This is a genomic window from Lacinutrix sp. MEBiC02595, assembly GCF_053601555.1.
Genome location: NZ_JBSHNU010000124.1, coordinates 56,988 through 82,104, shown reverse-complemented (window position 1 = coordinate 82,104; position 25,117 = coordinate 56,988). Strand labels below are relative to the sequence as shown.

At 33.2% G+C, this 25,117-nt stretch carries 23 protein-coding genes; 13 read left to right on the top strand and 10 right to left on the bottom strand.

Annotated elements, in window-relative coordinates; genetic code table 11:
* Positions 1–12 precede the first annotated feature (12 nt).
* From ACVCZW_RS01190 to ACVCZW_RS01160, 7 genes are all read left to right on the top strand, one after another.
* Positions 13–1,344 carry a glycosyltransferase family 2 protein gene (locus ACVCZW_RS01190; protein WP_452231433.1) on the top strand — a complete coding sequence of 444 codons (1,332 nt, stop codon included), beginning with the start codon at positions 13–15 and terminating at the stop codon, positions 1,342–1,344.
* 1,099 nt (positions 1,345–2,443) lie between these two features.
* Positions 2,444–3,541 carry a glycosyltransferase family 4 protein gene (locus tag ACVCZW_RS01185; RefSeq protein WP_452231432.1) on the top strand — a complete coding sequence of 366 codons (1,098 nt, stop codon included), beginning with the start codon at positions 2,444–2,446 and terminating at the stop codon, positions 3,539–3,541.
* Positions 3,538–4,665, top strand: coding sequence for a glycosyltransferase (locus ACVCZW_RS01180; RefSeq protein WP_452231431.1), 1,128 nt, complete (start codon positions 3,538–3,540; stop codon positions 4,663–4,665). The genes ACVCZW_RS01185 and ACVCZW_RS01180 overlap by 4 nt, the downstream gene beginning before the upstream one ends.
* Before the next feature lie 110 nt (positions 4,666–4,775).
* The gene (locus ACVCZW_RS01175; RefSeq protein ID WP_452231430.1) at positions 4,776–5,609 is read left to right on the top strand and encodes a transglutaminase domain-containing protein; all 834 of its coding nucleotides are present in this window, start codon (positions 4,776–4,778) and stop codon (positions 5,607–5,609) included.
* A 68-nt stretch (positions 5,610–5,677) separates the two neighbouring features.
* The gene (locus ACVCZW_RS01170) at positions 5,678–7,042 is read left to right on the top strand and encodes an O-antigen ligase family protein (protein WP_452231429.1); all 1,365 of its coding nucleotides are present in this window, start codon (positions 5,678–5,680) and stop codon (positions 7,040–7,042) included.
* Entirely contained in the window at positions 6,993–8,003 is a 1,011-nt protein-coding gene (locus ACVCZW_RS01165) for a glycosyltransferase family 4 protein (protein ID WP_452231428.1), read from the top strand. The genes ACVCZW_RS01170 and ACVCZW_RS01165 overlap by 50 nt, the downstream gene beginning before the upstream one ends.
* Before the next feature lie 55 nt (positions 8,004–8,058).
* A complete protein-coding gene (locus tag ACVCZW_RS01160; RefSeq protein ID WP_452231427.1) occupies positions 8,059–9,453 on the top strand; it encodes a sugar transferase in 1,395 nt (464 codons plus the stop codon).
* A gap of 280 nt (positions 9,454–9,733) precedes the next feature.
* On the opposite strand, the gene ACVCZW_RS01155 is transcribed toward ACVCZW_RS01160, so the two are convergent.
* Positions 9,734–10,897: a lipoprotein N-acyltransferase Lnb domain-containing protein gene (locus ACVCZW_RS01155; protein ID WP_452229462.1), complete on the bottom strand. Its 1,164-nt coding sequence runs from the start codon at positions 10,895–10,897 to the stop codon at positions 9,734–9,736.
* A gap of 15 nt (positions 10,898–10,912) precedes the next feature.
* Positions 10,913–11,983: a putative type IX sorting system protein PorV2 gene (locus ACVCZW_RS01150; protein ID WP_452229463.1), complete on the bottom strand. Its 1,071-nt coding sequence runs from the start codon at positions 11,981–11,983 to the stop codon at positions 10,913–10,915.
* A gap of 285 nt (positions 11,984–12,268) precedes the next feature.
* On the opposite strand from ACVCZW_RS01150, the gene ACVCZW_RS01145 reads away from it, so the two are divergent.
* Both ACVCZW_RS01145 and ACVCZW_RS01140 read left to right on the top strand, forming a co-directional pair.
* A complete protein-coding gene (locus tag ACVCZW_RS01145; RefSeq protein ID WP_452229464.1) occupies positions 12,269–13,018 on the top strand; it encodes a CDP-alcohol phosphatidyltransferase family protein in 750 nt (249 codons plus the stop codon).
* Positions 13,019–13,021: 3 nt separating this feature from the next.
* Entirely contained in the window at positions 13,022–13,846 is an 825-nt protein-coding gene (locus tag ACVCZW_RS01140) for a TerC family protein (protein ID WP_452231426.1), read from the top strand.
* Here the strand turns inward: ACVCZW_RS01140 and ACVCZW_RS01135 are convergent.
* The 6 genes from ACVCZW_RS01135 to ACVCZW_RS01110 all read right to left on the bottom strand — a co-directional run bounded on the left by ACVCZW_RS01135 (position 13,843) and on the right by ACVCZW_RS01110 (position 18,950).
* Complete coding sequence (locus ACVCZW_RS01135) at positions 13,843–14,019, bottom strand: Arc family DNA binding domain-containing protein (protein ID WP_452229466.1); 177 nt, start codon at positions 14,017–14,019, stop codon at positions 13,843–13,845. The two genes, ACVCZW_RS01140 and ACVCZW_RS01135, sit on opposite strands and share 4 nt — an antisense overlap.
* A 45-nt stretch (positions 14,020–14,064) precedes the next feature.
* Entirely contained in the window at positions 14,065–14,925 is an 861-nt protein-coding gene (locus ACVCZW_RS01130) for an SPFH domain-containing protein (protein ID WP_452231425.1), read from the bottom strand.
* A gap of 982 nt (positions 14,926–15,907) precedes the next feature.
* Complete coding sequence (gene lptB, locus ACVCZW_RS01125; RefSeq protein ID WP_452229468.1) at positions 15,908–16,648, bottom strand: LPS export ABC transporter ATP-binding protein; 741 nt, start codon at positions 16,646–16,648, stop codon at positions 15,908–15,910.
* Positions 16,649–16,799: 151 nt separating this feature from the next.
* The gene (locus tag ACVCZW_RS01120) at positions 16,800–17,150 is read right to left on the bottom strand and encodes a carboxymuconolactone decarboxylase family protein (protein ID WP_452229469.1); all 351 of its coding nucleotides are present in this window, start codon (positions 17,148–17,150) and stop codon (positions 16,800–16,802) included.
* Positions 17,143–17,985 carry a twin-arginine translocase subunit TatC gene (tatC, locus tag ACVCZW_RS01115; protein WP_452229470.1) on the bottom strand — a complete coding sequence of 281 codons (843 nt, stop codon included), beginning with the start codon at positions 17,983–17,985 and terminating at the stop codon, positions 17,143–17,145. The genes ACVCZW_RS01120 and tatC overlap by 8 nt, the downstream gene beginning before the upstream one ends.
* Positions 17,985–18,950 carry a KpsF/GutQ family sugar-phosphate isomerase gene (locus ACVCZW_RS01110; RefSeq protein WP_452229471.1) on the bottom strand — a complete coding sequence of 322 codons (966 nt, stop codon included), beginning with the start codon at positions 18,948–18,950 and terminating at the stop codon, positions 17,985–17,987. The genes tatC and ACVCZW_RS01110 overlap by 1 nt, the downstream gene beginning before the upstream one ends.
* A 197-nt stretch (positions 18,951–19,147) precedes the next feature.
* On the opposite strand from ACVCZW_RS01110, the gene ACVCZW_RS01105 reads away from it, so the two are divergent.
* A complete protein-coding gene (locus tag ACVCZW_RS01105; protein ID WP_452229472.1) occupies positions 19,148–21,349 on the top strand; it encodes a RecQ family ATP-dependent DNA helicase in 2,202 nt (733 codons plus the stop codon).
* Between the two features lie 126 nt (positions 21,350–21,475).
* Here ACVCZW_RS01105 and ACVCZW_RS01100 read toward each other — a convergent pair whose 3' ends face one another.
* Positions 21,476–21,922, bottom strand: a complete 447-nt coding sequence (locus tag ACVCZW_RS01100; protein ID WP_452231424.1) for a hypothetical protein — start codon at positions 21,920–21,922, stop codon at positions 21,476–21,478.
* Between the two features lie 330 nt (positions 21,923–22,252).
* Here ACVCZW_RS01100 and ACVCZW_RS01095 point away from each other — a divergent pair, with 330 nt between their 5' ends.
* The 3 genes from ACVCZW_RS01095 (at position 22,253) to ACVCZW_RS01085 (ending at position 24,429) form a co-directional block, all read left to right on the top strand.
* On the top strand, positions 22,253–23,185 hold the full coding sequence (locus tag ACVCZW_RS01095) for a peptidylprolyl isomerase (protein ID WP_452229474.1): 933 nt from the start codon (positions 22,253–22,255) through the stop codon (positions 23,183–23,185).
* A 227-nt stretch (positions 23,186–23,412) separates the two neighbouring features.
* Positions 23,413–23,841: a hypothetical protein gene (locus ACVCZW_RS01090; RefSeq protein WP_452229475.1), complete on the top strand. Its 429-nt coding sequence runs from the start codon at positions 23,413–23,415 to the stop codon at positions 23,839–23,841.
* Positions 23,842–23,886: 45 nt separating this feature from the next.
* On the top strand, positions 23,887–24,429 hold the full coding sequence (locus tag ACVCZW_RS01085) for a YfiT family bacillithiol transferase (protein WP_452229476.1): 543 nt from the start codon (positions 23,887–23,889) through the stop codon (positions 24,427–24,429).
* Between the two features lie 54 nt (positions 24,430–24,483).
* On the opposite strand, the gene ACVCZW_RS01080 is transcribed toward ACVCZW_RS01085, so the two are convergent.
* A complete protein-coding gene (locus ACVCZW_RS01080) occupies positions 24,484–25,092 on the bottom strand; it encodes a short chain dehydrogenase (RefSeq protein ID WP_452231423.1) in 609 nt (202 codons plus the stop codon).
* Between the last annotated feature and the right edge of the window lie 25 nt (positions 25,093–25,117).

Below are 25,117 nucleotides of genomic sequence, written 5' to 3'. Positions count from 1 at the left end.
TTATTCCTTTATATGCTATTTTACTTTTTAAAATATTTACAACCAACCCATTATTTCCAACTATTAACAAAAGGGAATACCTCTGTTTTTCCTATTGTAAAAAGTTTACCGGAATCCGTTTCATCTCAGTTAACTTTAGATACAACTTATCCATCTGCTTTAGCGCAAGATTATGACTTGTCTTGGCAAGCAGTACAAAAAGGATATATAGGGTCCGCACCAACCTATGCCTCTTTTGAAAAACTGTCTGTACAAGAGAACTATCATTTTATACGTAAGTATTTTAATAAAGCATGGGTTTTTTATGTTTTAGTACTTCGTCTTTTTTCTTTTAAAAATCCTTTTAAAGAAATTACAGCTTGGTTAAAAACGCGACAGGTACAACGTGTTTCTATAGGAAGTAATCCTATTGTTTATAGCGATTGGGGAGCTTTTGAATCGACATTAATAAAAGAAAATCAAAAGGTAAGTGTGGTCATACCTACGCTAAATCGTTATGCTTATTTAAAAGAGGTGCTAAAAGATCTGGAGCAGCAAGACTACCCTAATTTTGAAGTTATTGTTGTGGATCAATCCGAACCTTTTCATCCGGATTTCTATACCGATTATGCACTGGATATTAACCTAGTTCGGCAAGAAGAGAAAGCACTTTGGTTGGCAAGAAATACCGCTATTAAGAATGCGAAAGGGGCCTTAATCGCATTATCGGAAGATGATGTGCGTATAGCGCCTAATTGGATTTCTAGTCATTTAAAGTGTTTGGATTTTTTTAAGGCTGAGGTATCTGCAGGTGTTTTTTATCCGGAAGGAAAACAAATACCCAAAGACAGATCCTTTTTTGCAATAGCCTCTCAATTTGCAACCGGAAATGCTATGCTTTATAAAAGTGTTTTTGAAACGGTAGGATTGTTTGATCGGCAATTTGAAAAACAACGCATGGGAGATGGTGAGTTTGGGATGCGCATGTATTTAGAAGATATAAAAAGTGTATCCAATCCAATAGCATCTTGTATCGATGTAAAAGCAGGAACTGGAGGTTTACGTGAAATGGGAAGTTGGGATGCTTTTAGGCCTTCTAACTTTTTTGCACCAAGACCAATTCCTAGTGTGTTATACTTTTTTAGACGCTATTTTGGGAATAAAGCTTCCCGTTTAGCAATGTTACGTATGGTGCCTTTATCTATTTTTCCATATCAATTTAAAAAGAATAAGCCTTTGTTAGTATTAGGTGTTTTACTAACCATATTGATTTTACCTATCGTTTTTTATCAGGTTTTTAAATCTTGGGGTTTGGCTAGTAAGAAGTTGAAGGAAGGGGATTTGATTGCGAGGTTGGGAAAGTGAAAAGTTAAAAGTGAAAAGTTAAAAGTGAAAAGTGAATAGTGAAAAGACCCTTCCGTCTTTGATTTCTTTAGGGAAATCAAATCCACCTTCCCTTAAAAAAAGGGAAGGAGTTTAGTGATTTGGGAAAATAGAGAAGAGGTGAAAGGTGAAAATGAACCTCTGTCAGTTCGAGTGAAATTGCTTTTTCTGCAATTTTGTATCGAGAACAGGTTTAGGAAGGAGTTGTAAAAGACCCTTCCGTCTTTGATTTCTTTAAGGAAATCAAATCCACCTTCCCTTGAAAAAAGGGAAGGAGCTTTGTGAAAAGTTAAAAGTTAAAAGTGAAAAGTGAAAAGTGAAAAGAGAGATAAGAGTGAAAAGGAAACCTTTGTCAGTTCGAGTGAAATTGCTTTTTCTGCAATTTTGTATCGAGAACAGGTTTTGGAAGGAGGTTTAAAGACCCTTCCGTCTTTGATTTCTTTAGGGAAATCAAATCCACCTTCCCTTAAAAGAAGGGAAGGAGCTTTGTGAAAAGTGAAAATAGAGAAGAGGGAAGTTAAAAGTTAAAAGGGAAAAGAGAGATAATAGTAAAAAGGAAACCTCTGTCAGTTCGAGTGAAATTGCTTTTTCTGCAATTTTTTATCGAGAACAGGTTTTGGAAGGAGGTTTAAAGACCCTTCCGTCTTTGATTTCTTTAAGGAAATCAAATCCACCTTCCCTTGAAAAAAGGGAAGGAGCTTTGTGATTAGTGAAAATAGAGAAGAGGGAAGTTAAAAGTTAAAAGGGAAAAGAGAGATAAGAGTGAAAAGGAAACCTTTGTCAGTTCGAGTGAAATTGCTTTTTTCGCAATTTTTTATCGAGAACAGGTTTTGGAAGGAGTTGTAAAAGACCCTTCCGTCTTTGATTTCTTTAAGGAAATCAAATCCACCTTCCCTTAAAAGAAGGGAAGGAGCTTTGTGAAAAGTGAAAATGTAGAAAAGAGAAAAGAGAGATAAGAGTGAAAAGGAAACCTTTGTCAGTTCGAGTGAAATTGCTTTTTTTGCAATTTTTTATCGAGAATTGCCACGTTGCTACCCAACTCATAATGACAGTATTTTAAGAATTAAGAATAAAAGAACCATTGAAAAATAAACACATACTTATTGTTACTTCTGAGTTTCCACCGCAACCCGGAGGTATAGGAAACCATGCGTATCATTTAGCGAACTCTTTAAGCAATAGAAATTATACCGTTACTGTAATTGCAGACCAACGTTCGTTATCTGGTGCAGAGGAAGTTGTTTTTGATAAGACCTTACCATTTACTGTGGTTAGAATCCCGCGATACCAACAGCGTTTTAAAATGTATGTCCGACGTATTATTGCCACGTATAACGGTTTTTCAAATGCTAGCCATGTAATAGCAACTGGTAAATTTCCCCTTTGGAATGTTGCTTTTATTAATCTATTTAAAAAAAGAAATACTTTAGCTGTAGTGCATGGTACTGAGGTTAATTTTAAATCTGTTCTATTAAGAAAGTCGATAGATATGGCTTTAAAAAAAATGGATACTATTGTTGCCGTTTCTACCTATACAAAAAGCTTCATGCTGCATTTAAATAAAGAAGTTGTGATTATACCTAATGGGATTCAGCTTGAAAATTGGGAAATGGAAAACCTTCCAGAAATCGATTTACGAGGAAGTCCTGTTTTAACAACGGTTGGTCGCGTGAGTACCCGAAAAGGACAATTACAAGTGATTAAACAATTACCAGCACTTTTAAAAAAGTATCCGGATGTGCATTATCATTGTGTTGGTATTGCCACAGAAGCACCTGTTTTTATTGAAGAAGCTAAAATGCTGGGCGTAGCGAATCATATTACTTTTCATGGTAGTGTTGCCCAGGATGTTTTAAAGCAAATTCTTTTAGAAACCGATGTTTTTGTGATGTTAAGTACCGAAAGTAAAACTGGGGATGTGGAAGGTTTTGGTATTGCTATTTTAGAGGCAAATGCTTTAGGTATTCCTGCAATAGGATCTGTAAATTGTGGTATTGAAGATGCTATTAAACCGAATGTTTCCGGTGTATTAATAGATGGAGGAAATACGATGCAGTTTGAAAAAGGAATAGAGAACATATTACAATCTAAAGAAATGTTTTCCGCGGAAGCCAAAAAATGGGCAAAACAACATGATTGGTCCACTATAATAAAACGTTATATTACTCTATTACCATGAAAACGTTAACCATTATATCGCATACAGAGCATTATAAAAATCCAGATGGTACCATTGTTGGGTTAGGCTCTACAGTTACGGAAATAAATAATTTGACCACTGTTTTTGATGCTATTATTCATGTCGCCATGCTGCATGAAGTTTCTGCGCCACCTAGCGCCTTACCTTATACCTCCAGTAAAATAAAGTTTATCGCATTACCAGCTGTTGGCGGACAGAAAGTAACGGATAAACTAGCGATACTTTATAAAGCGCCTAAAATAGTTGGGATTATAAAAAAGGCAATAGCCAAAACCGATTATTTTCAATTTCGAGCACCAACAGGAATAGGAGTCTTTGTGATTCCGTATTTGGTGTTTTTTAGTAAGAAAAAAGGATGGTTTAAATATGCAGGGAATTGGAAACAAGAAAACGCTCCGTTAGCCTATAGTTTTCAGCGTTGGCTATTACAAAAGCAAAAGCGAAAGGTTACTATAAATGGTGTATGGGCAGATCAACAAAAAGCATGTCTTACTTTTGAAAATCCATGCTTAACAGATGCTGAGGTAGTGCTAGGACAAAGTATAATTACGAATAAAGTATTTGATAATTCGTCTCTTCATTTTTGTTTTGTTGGAAGATTAGAAGAAGAAAAAGGAGTAGGAGTATTCATTGAAGCTTTTAAAATGCTATCGGAAACAGAAAAACGTAGTATTAATACAATTCATATTGTTGGTGACGGAAAAGCAAAACAAAAATATATAGATAGCACTAAAAATAGTGGTTTACCCTTTCAGTTTCATGGTTTTTTGTCACGTGATGATGTACATAACATATATAAAACATCCCATGCCATTGTGCTGCCATCTGCATCCGAAGGTTTTCCAAAAGTAATAGCAGAAGCTATGAATTATGGCTGCTTGCCTATAGTTTCTAATGTGTCTTCTATTGGGCAATATGTGCAATCGGATAGGAATGGGTTTTTATTAGATGCTATTTCGGTGGACAGTCTTGTAACCTCTATTCGTAAGGTTTTGGAATTACAACCTGTTCTGTTTTCTAAAATGATTCAAAGCCAAGGTACGGAAATACATAAATTCACCTATTCTTATTATGCTACAAGAATAGTACATGAGCTATTATAATGTGTTTTTTATCTGTTTTTCAGTCTTTTGAACCTGTTAATTTTAAAATATTAGGTCTAACAAAAAAAAAAAATTACATTTATCGTAAGCTATACTATTAATTTATCTGAATGATTTTAAAAAAAGTGTCCTGGTTTTTTAAACGGCACCATTTTCTATATACCACGCGTTTTAAATTGCTATCTAAGAACTCTAGTGCAGAGGATCTTGAAGGTTGCTCTTATAATGCATCCAATCCAGAAAATGACATTCCCAGTGTTTTTAAAGAAATTAATGCTATTGTCTTTAAAGATAACATGCCATCCACAGATTTTGAAGTCGTTAAACAATTAAGTGTTTGGTTGCAAAATAATATTAAAGGAGGTCCCGGATTGAGTGAAGCTAGTGACGCAGCACTTAAAATTATGCTAGCAGGTAAAGGCGGCGTTTGTAGTGATATGGCGCAAATATTTAATAACTTTTGTGTGATTAATGGTGTTAAAGTCCGTGAATGGGGAACTACAAGAGCACCATTTAATAAGGAGTTTGGAGGACATTCCTTTAACGAAATATTTAGCACAGAACATGATAAATGGATACTTATTGATGTGTATAACAGTTCCTTATTTTTCCATAACAACGAGATACCTTTATCTGTAATAGAACTCTTTGAGCTGGTTAGAGCGAATAAGCAACTAAGCTTTCAAACTTTTAATGTTTTGAAGCCAACGGACGAAGCTAATATCACAAAGAATTACCTAGATGCAGATACTATTCCTTTTTTAATCTGTAATTATTCCAATAAAACGTATGATTCTAGTTTGCGATTATTTAGACCTCATATTCCCGTTTTTGTAATACACTTTGGTTTATATGTTTTACAAAAGAGCTATTATTACCGATTTCCTTTAGATGATTATCGAAGAATATTTTCTTGCGTTACCTTCCTGTTATTTCTTGCTTGATATAGTTCACTTATGGTTTGGTTATATTATTTTTACCATTGAACTTATGTAAATTTTAAAGTGACTTTTTGAAGACTAATATTACCTATACTGCTACTATTGGATTACATGTACTCATTGGGATACTTATTTATTTTAATGAGTCTTTAGCAAAGGTTTACTTTTTTAGTGCTTTATGTTATTTTTTATATAGAATCATAATCTCTCCAAATCATTTAAAAACCTTTGAAGTACTAAAAGCTTGTGCTTATTTTGTGGGCGCCGAGATACTTTTACGAATGACAAAAGGTTCTATATCTTATGAGGCAGGAAAATATTTAGTTATCGTGTTTATGGTGATGGGGATGTTTTATAAAGGGCTATCTGGAAAAGGATATCCCTATTTTATGTATCTCATGTTTTTGGTGCCTTCTATATTTGTAGCTTCTACTACTCTCAGTTTTGATGCTAATTTTAGAACTAACATTGCATTTGTATTAAGCGGACCTGTGTGTTTGGGGATTGCAGCTCTTTTTTGTTATGATAAAAAAGTGAGTATTAGGCAGCTTCATAAAATATTATTATTTATGGTATTGCCCATTATTTCGAATACGATATATATCTTTTTTTATAATCCTACAGTACGAAATGCACTAGCCGGTACAGGGTCTAATCGATCTACATCGGGAGGCTGGGGAGCAAATCAAGTAGCTACTATATTAGGACTCGGTATGTTTGTTATGGCAGTTCGTTTATTTACCAAATCTCCAACGATAGGTTTAAAAGCTTTAAATTTGGTGATTTTTTCTGCTATTTCCTTTCGCGCTATTGTTACTTTTAGTCGAGGTGGTGTAATTACCGCAGTTATTGCTATTCTTGCTTTTTTGGTGATGTATTATTTAAAAGTTTCTAAGAAAAGAAAAAATGAAATTGTAAAAATTAGTTTACTCTTTATGTTTACTGTTGTAGCTACTTGGGTAGTAAGCTCTAGTCAAACCGATGGTTATATCGATTTGCGCTATGCTAATAAAGATCATTTAGGGAGAGAAAAAAGTGATGTATCTACAGGTAGAGGGGAGTTGTTTGCCAATGAATTAGCTGGTTTTATGTCGCATCCTTTTTTTGGTATAGGCTCTAGTAGGGCTAAAGACGCCAGAATAGAAAAAGATGGGCAAGGAGTTACCTCACATAGTGAAACCAGTAGGTTATTGGCAGAACATGGCATGTTTGGTGTAATCATATTACTAATATTAATTTTTAAACCATTATATTTTAGATCTAATAATAAACAGAATTATTTTTTCTATGCATTTTTAGGTTTTTGGTTTGCTACTATTAATCATTCCTCCATGCGAATAGCGGCTCCGGCATTTATTTATGCATTGGCATTATTAAACGTGACTTATGAAAAAAATCCTATACATAGGAAACAACTTAAAAAGCAAGAAGGCTAATATCTCTTCTATTCAGGTATTAGGAACCTTATTGGAAAAGGAAGGATACACTTTGTATTATGCTTCTTCACAAACCAATAAAGTTTTAAGAATGCTCGATATGGTAAAGTCTTGTGTAAGCTTATCTAAGAAAGTTGATTTTGTGCTTATAGATACCTATAGCACTACTAACTTTTATTATGCCTTAATTGTTAGTCAACTTTGTAAAGTGCTGCATTTAAAATATATACCAATACTTCATGGCGGGAACTTACCTTCTAGATTGGAAAACAGCCCGTTTTTATCTAATCTAATATTTAAAAATGCGTATAAAAACATTTCCCCTTCTTTGTATTTATTGGATGCTTTTAAGCATGCAGGGTATACCAATGTAGATTTCATTCCGAATGCGATCGAAATTAAAAAATATGCCTTTAAAGAACGAAATCTGGAAACCATAGATATGCTTTGGGTGCGCTCTTTTTCTAAAATATATAATCCTAGTTTGGCAGTTAGAATATTAAAAAGTCTACAAGAGGAAGGATTGCAAGCAACACTTTGTATGGTTGGTCCCGATAGCGATGGTACTTTACAGGAAGTAAAACAATTGGCAAAAACCTTAAACGTAGCGGTTACTTTTACGGGTAAATTAACCAAGAAAGAATGGATCTCCTTGTCTGAAAAATATACTATCTTTCTAAATACTACCAATTTTGATAATATGCCCGTAAGCATAATTGAAGCTATGGCATTAGGATTGCCAGTTGTTTCTACAAACGTTGGAGGAATGCCATTTTTAATAGAAAATAGCAAAGAAGGCCTGCTCGTAGAAAAAGAGAATGTAGCTGGTTTTGTAGCAGCTATAAAAAAGATTGCTAGTACACCAGAAGAGTCTAAAATAATGGCTATTACAGCGAGAAAAAAAGTGGAAGATTTCCGCTGGGAGTACATTAAAACCAAATGGTTTCAAGTACTTGCCTAAATACTTGTGTAATTATCTTAACTTATTATCTTTACCTTATCATTTCCCTAACTGCATGACAAAAAAAAAAGACATTCATTTTAATATTTCTGAAAGGAAAATACTACTTCGCGTTTTTGATCTTGTCTTTATTCTTATGTCCCTTTATGGTATTGGTCATTTTTTTGAATTTGACTATTTCTATATGACTACCGAAAACTGGACGTGGATTTTAATATTAGCACTATATATTACCGTTTTTGGGACGGTATTCGAGTTGTACGATTTACAAAAAGCAAGTCAACCAGAATCTGTACTTCCCAATATTGTATTAACAGCATCTGTTACGGTTTTATTTTATTTGTTAACCCCTTATTTCACACCTTTTCTTCCAGAGAATAGACTGCAAATTTTTTATTTTTATTTAGCTATAAATTTAGCTTTAGTGGTTTGGCGACTCGCTTATATTAATTTTATAACCTCTCCTAGATTTTATAAAAAAGCATTAATTGTAGGGGAAATCTCTAATATTCAGCCAATTATAGATGCGTTTAAAGGTTCTGATCCTAATTATAAAATTTTAGGCTTTATTAATTGTGAAGAAAAAAGTACAGAAACCCTTAAGATTAATGGCGTTAAAGAGTTTCTGCCAAGTGAGATACATCAGATTATTGCACAAGAAAATATTTCTGAAATTGTTGTAGCTAGTTATAATTCGGAGACGATAACTCCAGAAATTTATCATGATTTAATAACCCTTTTAGAAAGAGGTTTTCCTATAAAAGAATATACGCAAGTTTATGAAGACATGACCTATCGTGTTCCTGTTCAGTTTGTGGGTAAAGATTTTTATAAGTATTTCCCTTTTAGCAGAAGTAATCAAAATAAACTATATCAATTCTTTCATCGTTTTTTTGATGTGTTTTTCTCTGTTATGGGAATTTTGGGAGGTATTGTTATTTTGCCATTAATAATATTAGGGAATGTAATAGCTAATAGAGGTTCTTTGTTTTATTTACAAGAACGTGTTGGGAAAAATGGGAATACTTTTGAGATCATTAAGTTTCGAACCATGATAAAAGATGCGGAAAAAAATGGCGCAGTCTGGGCAACCAAAAATGATGCAAGAGTCACTTTATTTGGTAAGTTTTTAAGAAGATCGAGATTAGATGAAATACCTCAATTTATTAATATTCTAAAAGGAGATATGAGTTTAATTGGTCCGAGACCAGAACGGCCTTATTTTGTGGAAGAACTATCCCAGGTCATTCCTTTTTATGAAACGAGACATATTGTGAAACCGGGACTTACAGGTTGGGCACAAGTAAAAGTTAGATATGGTTCTAGTGTGGATGATAGCTTATTAAAACTGCAGTATGATTTGTATTATATTAAGCACAGAAGTTTCTTTTTAGATGCTAATATTATTATTAAAACCTTGAGTACTATGATCTTTTTTAGAGGGCAGTAGTTTGGTCTAGAAGACGGAAGACGGAAGACGGAAGACGGAATGCAGATGGGAAAATGGCTACGCATTTTAGGTCCAACGCTCCGAATTTCCATTACTGGAAATCCACCTCTCTTTAGCTAAAGCGAGGAGCTGTGGAAATCTATATTATTCATCATTCTATACCAATTAAAAAATAGAGAATTCTTGTTTGCATTTTTAAAATAGCTGCGCATTTTAGGCCAAACTCTCCGAATTTCCATAATTGGAAATCCACCTCTCTTTAGCTAAAGCGAGGAGCTGTTTACGAATTGCTTTTAGAAAAGAAGCGCACTAGATATATATATCTAATTGCTAAAGCTATCAGCAAAGGAATAAGTCCATAAGCAAATCTTTGTACGCCTGTTATCCAATGAAATCCTAATAAACTCAAGAGTATAATAAGCAGTTTCATGTATTTAATAAACCAGGCTTTTGGTTGTGCTTTTAAGGTTTGACCTATTACCAATACGTTTAGAGCAAAAGCCCAAAGTAAGTTGTAGTTATTCGCTGTTGCGGTATGATCTGTGGCAAACCACAGTAATAAAATAAAGACACCGATACTACCAGTAAGAAAAAAGATACTGAAATCTAACCATTTACTTCGGGTCTCCTTTTTATGGTCGGTGTAGGTAATAAAAAGGATGAAAGCACCTAACAAGCCAAAAATAAATATCGGACTACCGAAAAAGTTTTGTTGTTGTTTTTCTTCCGTTTTATTATAAAGGATATGCGATTCTTTTACTAGATTTTTATTCGTGCTTTTTAAGGTTGCAGTTTCAAAAAAGCTATGTATATATTTTGGTAAAAACATATACTGGTATTGCGTTGCCTCTTTGTCTATTATAGATCCTAATGCAAGGTCAATACCAAGGCTTCCCCAAGAATTCCAATATAAGTTTTGCTGAATTAAATCTCTAAAAGTGCTTTTATGTAAAGTTTCAATAGGATTAAAACGTATGTTATTGTTGGTTATTTCTTCTGCTACATCTCTAATTTTTGTCGCACAATTGTCATAAAAGAAATCGTATAAATACTCTTTGTTTGCTGGTAATGCGTTGGTTTCTAGAAAAGCATGTATATCTTGTTTTTCCTTTGTTGTTAAGTCTAAAAGCTGTTCTCTTATCGTTCTATTCTGGCTTTTATAAAAGTCGATAACCGCATATGTATTACTAAAACCTTGGGAATACAGCAGTTTTCCTCTGGCAAAATTTAAGTAGAAATTAGGATCGTTAAATGGAAACCTTCCGTAGTCATACACCACATCACTATATGGCGTTTTTACACGAATCCCATTATGTCCAAACGCATCGTTTAGAGAGGTTCCTGGGCCTATAGTTAAAACACTTATTTTGGTGTTTTCATAGGTGTTTTGTGCTTGGGTAAGTACAAAGGAGAAAAAGAATAAAACTAGGTACCGTTTTTTCATGTTGTAAGGACTAAATTATCTGAAGATACTTAAATCTAGTTTTAATGAAAATACGTTAGAATATAAAGCGACACTTTGGTCTCCAATATCTGTAAAAGCATAATCTACTTGAATGCCTTTATATTTAAAACCAAGACCTATACTTGGTTGAAAGCTTAAGTTTTCTGAATTATCTATTTGTAATTCATTTTGAAAATTCCCAACGCCACCTCTTAAATATACCATGTCTATATAGCCAACTTCAAAACCAGCAGAAGGCGTAATACTTGCAAATGAAGTAGAGATTAAGTCATTGTTTTGTTCAAATCTAATGTTTAAATCCACTTCGGCAAGAATAGAAAAATCGTAACGATAAATAAACTTTTTGGCAACACCAAATTGTAGTTTTGGTATGGTAAGTTCTGTAGTTTCTGGTAACTCTTGGTTTTGTCCTTCTACTGCGTCTTGTACTTTGGCAAACTCATCTTCATCAATTGCCCAAGAATTAAAGGTAGTTGTTATGTCTCTTGCCATAAGTCCGAATTTCCATTCATTCTTCGTTTCAAACTGAATTGCTGCATCTAAACCAAATCCCCAAGAATTGGCGAATTTACCAATAACCCGACGAATTACTTTTGCATTTATTCCATAATTAAAACCAGGAATAGGAAGCTTTCTAGAATAGGAAAAAGTTACACCATAATCTGCGGTAGAAAATAAACTAATTCTGTCATAGTTTATGTTTCCGTCGTCATCAATTAATTGTGTGGTATTTAAAATATCATCGACAGCAAAACGTATTAATGAAATACCAATAGCACTATTATTATCTAAAGGCATTGCAAAAGCAACATAATCATAACTAGCAATATTTGCAAAGTAACTAGAGTGCATTAATGCCAATTGTTTGTCTTCAATATTTACTAATCCTGCAGGATTCCAATAACCGGAATTTACATCATGAGAGTAAGCTGTTACTGCGTTGCTCATTCCTAAAGCAGCAGCATCGACACCAATATTCATGAATTCATTAGAATATTTTCGAACGGTTTGCGCAGAAATAGTTACACAAAAAGTTAGTAGTAGTATAGTTAGTAGTCTTTTCAATTATATTTTTTTTACAAATATGCCATTATTTTTCAACATATTAAACTTGAAAAAGCAATAGATATTGTTTGATGCTATTTATACTTTGTATATAATAAAAAAGAAATGGTTGATTTTGGGCTTTATGTGCAATAGAAAAATCAAGCATAGCCAAAGTTATGGTTGCTTTTGATATAGAAGCAGCGAGGGAAAAGGGAATTTTATTATAGTAAATTCAACGTATAAATAGTATAACTTTTGTTTTAGACGAAAATAGTTTGTTATTTTTACAGCTTAAATGAAATTATGCAACTAAAAAGCTACATTCCAAATTTTATTACCTTATTAAATTTATTCTGCGGAAGCATTGCTGTACTATTAGCGGTAAACAATTTATTTGTTGCTTCGGCAGTATTCGTGTTTCTAGGAATATTCTTCGATTTTTTTGACGGATTCTTCGCGAGAAAACTAAATGTACAAAGCGAATTAGGTGTGCAATTAGATTCTCTGGCAGATATGGTTACTAGTGGTTTGGTTCCTGGTATTATAATGTATAAGTTGCTTTCTTTGGCTAGTGAAGGTTCTGGTATATCATTTTCTTCTTGGAGTTCTTTTATGCAATGGGAGAGTTTTAAAATCATGCCGCTAGCATTAGTAGGTTTGTTTATTACTATGGCTTCTGCGTATCGATTGGCAAAATTTAATATTGATTCCGACCAACAATCCTATTTTAAAGGTTTGCCAACACCGGCAAATACCTTACTAATTATATCTTTACCATTAATTTTAGAGTTTCAAAATAGCGATGCTATGAATGCCATTATATTGAATAAATGGTTTTTGTTAGCAGTAACTGCCTTAAGTTGTTACTTATTAAATAGTACGATAAAACTCTTCGCTTTAAAATTTAAGAACTATGGTTTTAAAGACAACGCCATTCGCTATATCTTTATCCTTTTAAGTTTGGTGTTTTTGGTGGTCTTACATTTTGCCGCAATTCCCTTAATTATATTGCTTTACATTATTTTATCATTATTAAACGCTAAAAATATTTAAAACATGGCTGGAATTATTTTTACCCTATTAATGCTAATCATGCTTCAAGCTGTTTTAGGATTTGATAACCTTTTATACATTTCTTTAGAATCTAAAAAAGCACCGGAAGCAGAGCAAAAGCGAGTACGAAAAGTAGGAATACTTATCGCTATCGTTTTACGTATTGTTTTGTTATTTGTATTAGTATCTATCATCGATTTTTTTCAAGAACCGTTTTCTTTTTTAACAGGAGGAATTGAAAATATTGTGCATTTTGCATTTAATGGGCATAGTATAATAGTACTAGCTGGAGGTGCATTTATTATTTATACCGCCATTAAAGAAATATGGCACATGATTTCTACATCCGGACTTACGGTTTCTGAAATGGCATCGGGTAAAAGTACCAAATCTGCTAACGCAGTTATTACAAGTATTGTAATTATGAATTTGGTTTTTTCTTTCGATTCTATTTTAGCGGCAATTGGTTTAACTAGTGAAATAGAAAGTAGCACAACAGCATTTATTGTGATGGCAATAGCCATTGTTATTAGCGGATTACTGATGTTAGTAATGGCAGATAAAATTTCTACGTTCTTATCTAAGAATAGAATGTATGAGGTATTAGGGCTTTTTATCTTATTTATAGTAGGAATTATGCTAGTTACCGAAGGTGGCCATTTAGCACATTTAGAACTTTTTGGAAACGAAATTGTACCTATGAGTAAAACAACCTTCTATTTTGTACTATTTATTTTGATCGTTGTAGATGTGGTGCAAGGTAGATATCAAAAGCGACTTACGGCAGAGAAAGCCTTACAAGAGAAAAAAGAAGCAAAGGATATTTAATCGTTTTCCTCCGGGTTTCTTTTTTTAGGATTTCTTTTCGCCTTTTTTAGACTTTCATTAAGCATCCATTCTATTTGACCATTAGTGCTGCGGAATTCATCCGCAGCCCATTTTTCAATAGCTTTGATCATATCTTCATTTATTCGTAAAGCAAAAGCCTTTTTCTTCGCCATTTAAATTGTTAATTATCGGAATACGTTTATTTGTAAATATATTGATTATTGATTTAATGTACCTGTATTTAAAACAGGAGATGCGTCTTTATCTCCACAAAGGATAACCATAAGGTTGCTTACCATTGCTGCTTTTCTTTCATCATCTAAATCCACAATATTCTTTTTACCTAATTCGTCAAGCGCCATTTCTACCATACTAACAGCACCTTCTACAATCTTATGTCTTGCTGCAACTATCGCTGTAGCTTGTTGTCTTTTAAGCATGGCACTAGCTATTTCTTGGGCATAGGCTAAATAACCTATTCTTGCTTCTAATACTTCAATTCCTGCTATAGATAAGCGTTCATCAATTTCTTTTTCAAGCGCTTCGCTTACTTCATTTACGCTAGAACGTAAGGTGATATCTTCTACATGACCTTCATCTGCAAAATTATCATACGGATACATACTCGCTAGTTTTCTAACGGCTGCATCGGTTTGTACGCGAACAAAGTTTTCATAATTATCCACATCAAAGGACGCTTTGTAGGTGTTTGTAACGCGCCAAACTAAAATGGTACTTATCATTATTGGGTTTCCTAATTTGTCATTTACTTTTAAACGTTCACTGTCAAAATTACTAGCTCGTAAAGAGATTGTTCTTCTGCTGTATAAAGGGTTTACCCAAAAAAGGCCGTTTGATTTTATGCTACCTATATATTTTCCGAATAAAAGTAAAACTCTAGAATTATTAGGGTTTACAAGAACGAATCCTTTAAATAATATAATTGCAACGATTAAGAATAATGCATATTCCGGATTTTCAGTTGTAAACGTAAAATAGATACTACTAACAATTAGCGCAATAGTGATTGCTAAAATGAAATAGCCATTAATTGGTTTGATTATTTTTTCTTGGTCCATATGATTATATTTAAAATGATATTATTTTGATATCATAAAGATATATAAAATTATAATGCAAAAGCTGTTTTTTCTGAAAATAAAAAGAAAGTTATATTTTAAAAGGAAAGCAATAGGAAGTGCTTCTGAAATATTTCCTAGCTAATTAGTCTTATCCATAGAATAGAAGCAATTAATTACGAAATTTTTTAGAAGCTCCTTTTGTAAAAAAAAAAGTTTAAATTCATTCTCCTCTTAAGCTTAAGAGGAGAGGCTTTTACGAGTATAATTATTCCTATTAAAACAAAAACACTAATTAATTGCTCCTCTCTTTAGCTAAAGAGAGGTGTGTTTTATGAAATAAAACTCAGAGAGTTTGACTTAAAATGCGAAGCTATTTTTATAAATATCAAACTCCTCTTTCTTGCAGTTTTCAAAAAAGAAAATTCAAATTCATTCTCCTCTTAAGCTTAAGAGGAGAGGCTTTTACGAGTATAATTATTCCTATTAAAACAAAAACACTAATTAATTGCTTCTCTCTGTAGCTAAAGAGAGGTGTGTTTTATGAAATAAAATTCGGAGAGTTTGACATAAAACACGAAGCTATTTTATAAATATCAAACTCCTCTTTCTTCCAATTTTCAAAAAATAAAATTCAAATTCATTCTCCTCTTAAGCTTAAGAGGAGAGGCTTTTACGAGTATAATTATTCCTATTAAAACAAAAACACTAATTAATTGCTCCTCTCTGTAGCTAAAGAGAGGTGTGTTTTATGAAATAAAACTCGGAGAGTTTGACTTAAAATGCGAAGCTATTTTTATAAATATCAAACTCCTCTTTCTTCCAGTTTTCAAAAAAGAAAATTCAAATTCATTCTCCTCTTAAGCTTAAGAGGAGAGCTGTATAATTTATAGAAATTATGGTTAGTAGGAGAATTTGAGGTTTATCTTGAGTAAATAATCAATTCCATAAGAGTACGTATAATCAAATCAGCCTTAGGTTGTTAGAAATCTAATTTCGTTCTACGCAGTTCGAAATTCTGACCAAGATATACTTTACGTACCATTTCATCTTCGGCAAGTTCTTCTGGTTTTCCTGCTTTTAAAATACCACCTTCAAACATTAAGTAGGTTCTATCTGTAATCGCAAGTGTTTCTTGTACGTTGTGATCTGTTATCAGAATACCAATATTCTTTTTAGTTAGTTTTGCTATAATGCGTTGAATGTCTTCTACAGCAACAGGATCGACTCCTGCAAAAGGTTCATCTAATAGAATAAAATTAGGATCGGTAGCAAGCGCACGGGCGATTTCGGTACGTCTACGTTCCCCACCAGAAAGTAAATCACCTCTACTTTTACGAATATGTTCTAATCCAAACTCTTCAATTAGAGATTCCATTTTATGCAACTGTTCTTTCTTACTTAGTTTGGTAAGTTGTAGTACGCTTAAAATATTATCTTCAATACTTAATTTTCTAAAAACCGAAGCCTCTTGTGCTAAATAACCAATGCCGTTTTGTGCACGTTTGTACATTGGGTATTTGGTAATGTTTGTGTCTTCCAAATAAATGTTTCCACCATTAGGTTTAATCAGTCCAACAATCATATAAAACGAAGTTGTTTTCCCTGCACCATTAGGACCTAAAAGACCAACGATTTCTCCTTGATTTACTTCTAGAGAAACGTCTTTCACGACTTTTCGTCCGCTATAGGACTTCATTAAATGTTCTGCTCTTAGTTTCATGTTGTTTTTATTTGTCAGCTGCTATTGGTTAGTAATCCCTTTTTTAGGGGATACGTTTTCTAGCATGCTCGTTTTATAAATACATTACTTGTTGTTAAAAATAGTGAAAACCAAAATACTATGGTCTGTACACAGGTACTTTAAGTAAAGTTTAACCTTGAGCTTCTTCTAAAGCATCCCAATATTCGTAGGCTCTTCGCAAATGCGGAATAACAATAGTACCGCCAACTAAATTAGCAATACTTAAAGATTCTACCACTTGTTCTTTGGTTAATCCTTCTTTATGGCAAGCTTCTAAATGGTATTTTACACAATCGTCACAACGTAAAACCATAGATGCTACAAGACCTAAAAGTTCTTTTGTTTTTTTGTCCAGCGTACCTTCCGCGAAAGCGTTCGTGTCTAAATTAAAAATTCGTTTGATTACTTTATTATTATCGGCTAGAATTTTATCATTCATTTTAGAACGATATTCATTAAATTCGGTAACTATATTAGACATGCTTTTTTATTTTATTATCTGAAGATTTTTTAGCTTCGTTTTTAACTACAATTTTTGAAATATAAATACTTACTTGATACAGTATTAATATTGGAATGGCAACAATGATCTGACTTGCAATATCTGGAGGTGTTATAATCGCAGATAATATTAGCACAATTACTAAAGCGTATTTTCTATATTTTTTTAGGAATTCTGGCGTTACTAATCCTACTTTGGTTAAAAAGTATATAATAATAGGAAGCTCAAAAATTAATCCGGAAGCGATAACGGTTGCTCTTACCAATCCAATATAACTTGCTAAATCGAAATCATTATGCACTTCTTTACTTACCGAGTAGGTTCCTAAAAAGTTTATGGATAATGGCGTTACTATATAATATCCAAAAAGAACACCTAGAAAAAACAAAAAAGACGAAACAATAATGAACCCTTTAGAATGTTTCTGTTCGTTGACATGCATTCCAGGGCTTATAAAAGACCAAAGTTGGTATAATATATATGGAAAGGAAACAATAAAACCAGCATAAACAGAAGTCCATAAATGCGCAGAAAATTGTCCAGCTAAAGTTCTACTTTGTATTTCAAACGGAAAACTTTCCCCACAAAAGGAGGAGTTTTCTATACCTATTAACTGACTAGCACTGCATAGCCATCTGTAGGTTGGAAAAGACATTTCTTTTGGGCCGAGAATGATAACATCAAAAATAAAACCTTTAAATAAAAAAGCCACAATACCACAAAGTACTACTGCAATACTAATACGTACTAAATGCCATCTTAAATCTTCAAGATGATCTAAAAAAGACATCTCGTTTACATTTTTTTTTGCCATTATATAATCCCTTCTCTTATTAAATCATGCACATGAACAACACCAGCAAATTTCCCGTTGTCTTCGACTAGGATTTGTGAGATTCCGTAGGTTTCTATAACATCCTTCGCTTCGACAGCCATTGCATTCACATCTATTCGTTTCGGATTTTCACTCATAATGTCTTTCGCGGTAAGTTTAGAAAAATCGTCGACTTTACTTAACATTCTACGTAAATCACCATCTGTAATAATTCCTATAATTTTGTCCTCTTCGACCACCGCAGTTACACCAAGCATTTTTTCGGTAATTTCCACAATTACTTGTTTGATCCCTGTATTTAGGGAAACTTTTGGTTTTTGATTTACCGAAGATATATCGTGTACACGTAAATATAATTTTTTACCTAAAGCGCCTCCAGGATGGTATTTAGCAAAGTCTTTACTAGAAAAACCACGTAATTCTAATAAACAAACCGCTAATGCATCTCCAAGAACGAGTTGCGCAGTGGTACTTGTTGTAGGAGCAAGATTATTTGGACAAGCTTCTTTTTCAACATAAGCGTTTAAAATGAAGTCTGCTTGTAGTCCTAAAAAAGAATCTTTATTACCAGTAATAGCAATCATTTTATTCCCTGCATTCTTTATTAAAGGTACAAGCACTTTGATTTCTGGGGTGTTTCCACTTTTAGAAATACAAATAACGACGTCATCTTGAAGGATTAATCCTAAGTCACCATGAATAGCATCTGCAGCATGCATAAAAATAGAAGGTGTACCAGTAGAATTTAATGTAGCAACAATTTTTGTAGCAATTATTGCACTTTTGCCAATTCCTGTAATAATAATTCTACCTTTGGCGTTATACATAAGGTTCACAGCATCTGCAAAATCATCATCAACTAAACTAGATAAATTTAAAATTGCTTTACTCTCTAATTCAATAGTTTGCTTGGCTGTAGATATAATAGAATGTGTATTGCTCAAAATTTATGAGTTTTTTAGGTTGTTGCTAATAAAGATTTTTTTATCTTTAATGTTGGTCAGTTTCTTATAATTTGTATCCAGTAAAAATGTGATGCAAAGTTAACGAAAAATAAATGAGGTTGATTATATACACTACTAATTAATAGCAAAAAGAATTTAGTGTATTTTTATTATAATTTTAATATTAAAAACAATACATGTCTATTATTGAAAAGGACTTACACGTCTCCCTAAAAAAGTATTTTGGATTTAGTAAGTTTAAAGGATTGCAAGAAGATGTTATAAAAAGTCTTTTGTCTGGCAAAAACACATTTGTTATTATGCCTACAGGAGGTGGTAAGTCTATGTGTTACCAATTACCCGCTTTAATGCATGAAGGAACAGCAATAGTTGTTTCTCCTTTAATAGCATTGATGAAGAATCAAGTGGATGCTATCCGAAGTGTTTCCGAACACGATGGCGTTGCGCATGTTTTAAATTCTTCCTTAAATAAAACGGAAGTAAAACAGGTAAAGCAAGATATTACAGATGGTGTTACTAAATTATTATATGTAGCCCCGGAATCTTTAACAAAAGAAGATAATGTAGAGTTTCTTCGTTCGGTTAAAATTTCTTTTATGGCGGTGGATGAAGCCCATTGTATAAGTGAATGGGGACACGATTTTAGGCCAGAATACAGAAACCTAAAAAGTATTATTCAACGTATTGGCGATAATATTCCAATTATTGGTCTAACCGCTACCGCAACTCCAAAAGTACAAGAAGATATATTAAAAAATCTTGGTATGCCGGATGCTACCACTTTTAAAGCATCCTTTAATAGACCAAATTTATATTACGAAATACGCCCAAAAACTAAAACTGTAGATGCAGATATTATCCGTTTTATAAAACAAAACGATGGTAAATCTGGTATTGTGTATTGTTTAAGTAGAAAACGTGTGGAAGAACTCGCGCAAGCTTTACAAGTAAACGGAATAAAAGCAGTACCATATCATGCTGGTTTAGATGCGAAAACAAGATCGAGACATCAAGACATGTTTTTAATGGAAGATATTGATGTTGTTGTGGCTACCATTGCATTTGGAATGGGAATTGACAAGCCAGATGTTCGATTTGTTATACATCATGATATCCCAAAAAGTATAGAAAGTTATTACCAAGAAACAGGAAGAGCAGGACGTGATGGAGGAGAAGGACACTGTTTAGCTTATTATGCGTACAAAGACATAGAAAAGTTAGAGAAGTTTATGTCTGGAAAACCGGTTGCAGAACAAGAAATTGGTCATGCTTTACTGCAAGAAGTAGTCGCTTTTGCGGAAACTTCTATTTCTAGAAGAAAATTTATACTTCATTATTTTGGTGAAGAATTTGATAATGAAACTGGTGAAGGAGGCGACTTAGATGATAATGTACGTCATCCTAAAAAACAACAAGAAGCAAAAGAGCAAGTAAAATTAGCTTTAGAGATTGTTGCTAGTACCAATGAAAAATACAAATCTAAAGACTTAGTAAATGTGATTACGGGTAATGAAAATGCCTTAATAAACTCACATAAAACAAACGACCAACCCTTTTTTGGTAAAGGAAGTAGTCATGATAAATCCTATTGGATGGCTTTAGTTAGACAAGCACTTGTGGCTGGTTTATTAAAAAAAGATATAGAAACCTATGGGGTTATTATGTTAAAAGAGGCTGGGCGAGATTTTATAGAGAATCCGAAGTCTTTTATGATGACCGAAGATCATGTTTTTAATCAAACATCCGATGATTCTATAGTTACAGCAGCCAAAGGTAGTGGTGCAGTAGCAGATGTTGTATTAATGGCAATGCTAAAAGATTTAAGAAAGAAAAATGCGAAGAAACTAGGCGTGCCTCCATTTGTGATTTTTCAAGATCCTTCTTTAGAAGATATGTCTTTAAAATACCCTGTTACTTTAGAAGAACTTTCTAATGTACATGGTGTTGGTGACGGAAAATCGAAAAAATATGGTAAAGACTTTATTGCACTTATCTCGACTTATGTAGAAGAAAATGATATTATCAGACCAGATGATATGATTGTGAAGTCTACCGGAATGAACTCTGCTTTAAAACTTTATATTATTCAAAATGTAGATAGAAAATTACCATTAAGTGATATTGCTTCGGCAAAAGGAATGGAAATGGCCGCTTTTATAAAGGAAATGGAAGCTATCGTCTTTTCTGGAACCAAGCTAAACATCGATTATTGGATTAATGATCTTTTAGACGAAGACCAACAAGAAGAGATTCATGATTATTTTATGGAGTCGGAAACCGATAAAATAGATGCTGCCATTGATGAGTTTGATGGCGATTATGATGATGAAGAATTACGTCTTTACAGAATTAAGTTTATTAGTGAAGTTGCAAATTAGTATGTTTAGGCATTAGGCATTAGGCATTAGGCATTAGGTAAAATTTTTGATTACATGTGTTAAAAAATAGTATTGGGTAATCACGTCACCGTGTTTTTTCTTTAGAAGAGAGGTCTATAAAAGACACTACTCTTCCTTCTCTGAATCCTTATATACCGTAAAAACAACTTCCTTTTTCTTAATAGTAAGTGTAAGTTGTTTCATTGTAGATCTCTTTAATTTTTCAACAGTATTTTTTTCAATCTCAAAATCAATTTTCGTAACATAACCATCTAATGGGCTAGCAGGTTCCGATTCTAGTTCTGGCATATCCGAATGCAGTTCTAAACTATAATCATTGCCTTCAATTACAATTTTAGCGCCATTCTTTGTTTTGCTTTTTAGGCGTCCAATGATAAAGGTTTGCAAGTAATAATAACCACCAAGTTCGTTATAGCCAGCATAAATTAGGTTGTTGCTAGAAATTCCTAAAGGTACGTCTTCACTAGATTTCATGAGGCTTTCCATGTACTTATCATCTTCTAGTTTGTCCTCCTTTTTTGTGCCTCCAAACAGCTTACCAAAAACTCCCATATATTATATTAATTTGATTTCAAAGCTAAGGAAATTTTGGATGAATTTATAAAAGTGCTATGTGTTTTGTGTGAAGCCTTCCGAGATTTACTTTTTGATTGGATGCATTACAGGTTCTAGGAATAATGAAAATGGCTATTTAAAAAGAGTATGTCTTCCATGTGTAAAATGGCACCGATATTCCGTAAAGATTGAATTGCATCTGCAATAACCGTATGAATTAGACGTAATTAGATACCTATTGTAGGTGCTGTTCTTCAAAAATTGTTGTTCGTTATTCATAAATCTCAAATCATTCCCTATCTTTGCACTTTATTAAAAAACAACAAGATGCAAGACGGATTATACGCAAAATTTAATACAACAAAAGGCGAAATATTAGTAGCTTTAGAATACCAGAAAACTCCAGGAACAGTAGGTAACTTTGTTGCTTTAGCAGAAGGGAACTTAGAAAACAATGCAAAACCACAAGGAACACCTTATTATGATGGGTTACAATTTCATAGAGTAATTCCTGATTTTATGGTACAAGGAGGTTGTCCTCAAGGAACAGGAACAGGAAATCCAGGTTATAAATTTGCAGATGAATTTCATGCCGATTTAAAACATGATACTCCAGGAATCTTATCTATGGCAAATGCAGGACCAGGAACAAATGGGAGTCAGTTTTTTATCACACACATTGCAACACCTTGGTTAGATGGTAATCATACTGTTTTTGGTAAAGTGGTAACGGGACAAGATATAGTAGATGCAATTGCACAAGGAGATGCTATTGAAAGTTTAGAAATTGTAAGAGTAGGAGCAGAAGCAGAAGCTTTTAATGCAGTAGAAGCATTTAGAACTTTTGAAGGTTCTCGTGAGAAAAATTTAGCGAAAGCGAAAGCAAAAGAGGATGCGGCATTAGATAAAATTTCTGCTGGATTTAGTAAAACAGAAAGTGGTTTACGTTACCAAATCTTACAAGAAGGTACTGGAGCAAAAGCAGAAAAAGGAAAAACAGTTTCTGTGCACTATAAAGGACAATTAGCAGACGGAACCGTATTTGATTCGTCTTATAAAAGAAAAGAACCAATTGAGTTTCCATTAGGAGTAGGACAAGTTATTTCTGGTTGGGATGAAGGAGTTCAACTTTTAAAAATTGGAGATAAAGCTCGTTTTGTAATTCCTAGCCATTTAGGTTATGGTAGCGCAGGAGCTGGCGGAGTAATTCCACCAGATGCAACACTAATTTTTGATGTAGAGTTAATGGATGTGAAATAGCATGCACCTAAAATAAATTTAAAAATCGCCTCATCATTATGAATGAGGCGATTTTTTTTGTTAAAATAATACTCGTTGAAAGGCATGATTTTTCCTACGAATATAAAAGGGTCGTTAAAAATTAACGTTGATAGGCCTTTTTGTTCCGTTGCACTAAAATATTTTAGGTAACGTATTTTAATCCATAACTTTGCATGGTAATTGTATTAACCCCAAATCTATACAATATGGAAAGTATTAAAGGAACCAACCTATATTCAGAAGTTTTAAAAGAGTTTAATTATGTATTCGGAGATGTTTTTATTTTCGATGGCTTTGTCGTTTCCGAAATTGAAGAAGGGATTATTTTTTCCTGGGAAGCACATGCAGAGCGGGTTACTAAAGATATATCTTCTTTTTTAGGAACAGATGGGTCGGATTTAATTTACATTTCTAATCGCGTGCATTCCTATTCTGTTATGGCTACGGATTGGATCCAATTTTTTAAAAACCGTTATAATCTGCAAGGTTATTATGTTGTTGGTCACGAAAAAAGTAGTTTAATAAATACCATGTTTGAAAATCTTTTTTTTAAATCTAAAATTAGAAAATTCACGAATATTGAATCTGCTGTTGCGCTTGCAAAAGACCACAAATTTAAAGTAGAGGAAGTTTAGTTTTTTTGTATTATTGATTTTTCATTTCCTAAATTATAACTTATTATGAAAGATCCATTACAATCTTTAAAGTTTCCTATCGGGGCCTTTTCTTGCCCTGAAGAAATTACAACCCAACATATTAAGGAATGGATTGCTGTCTTAGAGGATTTTCCTAATCGGCTAGAAAAGTTGGTTGCACCTTTAAATGATGAACAACTAGATACCACATATCGATTGGAAGGTTGGACGATAAGACAAGTGATTCATCATCTTTCCGATAGTCACCATCATAGTTATATACGTTTTAAATGGGCTTTAACAGAAGATAAACCGGTTATTAAATATTATTATGAACAGCTTTGGGCAGCATTAGACGACGCTAAGCATGCGCCAATTGAAATGTCTATACTCCATTTAAAAGCTATACATGCCAAATTAGTGTATTTGCTGAAAAGTTTGAGCGATGCCGATTTAAACAAATCTTTTATACATCCAGAGCATCATGAAGAAGTGCCTCTAAAAAAGAATATTGGTATGTATGCATGGCATAGTAATCATCATTTTGCACATATTGAAAATGTGATGATTCTTAAAGGTTGGTTGTAGTATCCTTTGTAAATATCGCCCTTTAATTGAAATAAAGGGCGATACTTGAAATGGCTATGCGTCCACATAAAGTACTTTTCCTGTGATGAATCCATCTACAGAACGCTCAAAAGCTTTTCCTACCAAGCTTCCAGGTACAGGTTGAAAACCAGGCATCATTTCTCCATATACTTCCCAAGCTTCTTCTAATACTGTTGGGTTAATAGAATTTACTCGAATACCTCGAGGCATTTCAAGAGCAACACATTTAACAAATGTATCTATTGCGCCACTTGTTGTTGCATCTGCTATAGCAAAAGGAATTGGTTTAATATTTAAAATACCTGTGATTAATGTAAATGAGCCGTGGTCTGCGATGTATTCTTGACCGATACGAACAATGTTTATTTGTCCCATCATTTTACTTAAAATAGTACGCATCCATTGTTCTTCGGTCATTTCAATGAAATTTGCGTATTCACAAACACCTACTGTATTTACAACCGCATCAAAATGTCCAACATTTTCAAATAATCTTCTCAAAGATGCTTCGCTAGTAATATCCACTTGGTAGTCATAACTTTCAGCAGATCGTCCTGCTGTTATGATTTTGTGTTTTTTAAGGCCCGTTAAAGCAGCTTGCCCCATTTTTCCGTTTGCTCCAATTAAAATTATTGTTTTCATATGCTATATCGTTTTTGTTTAAAAT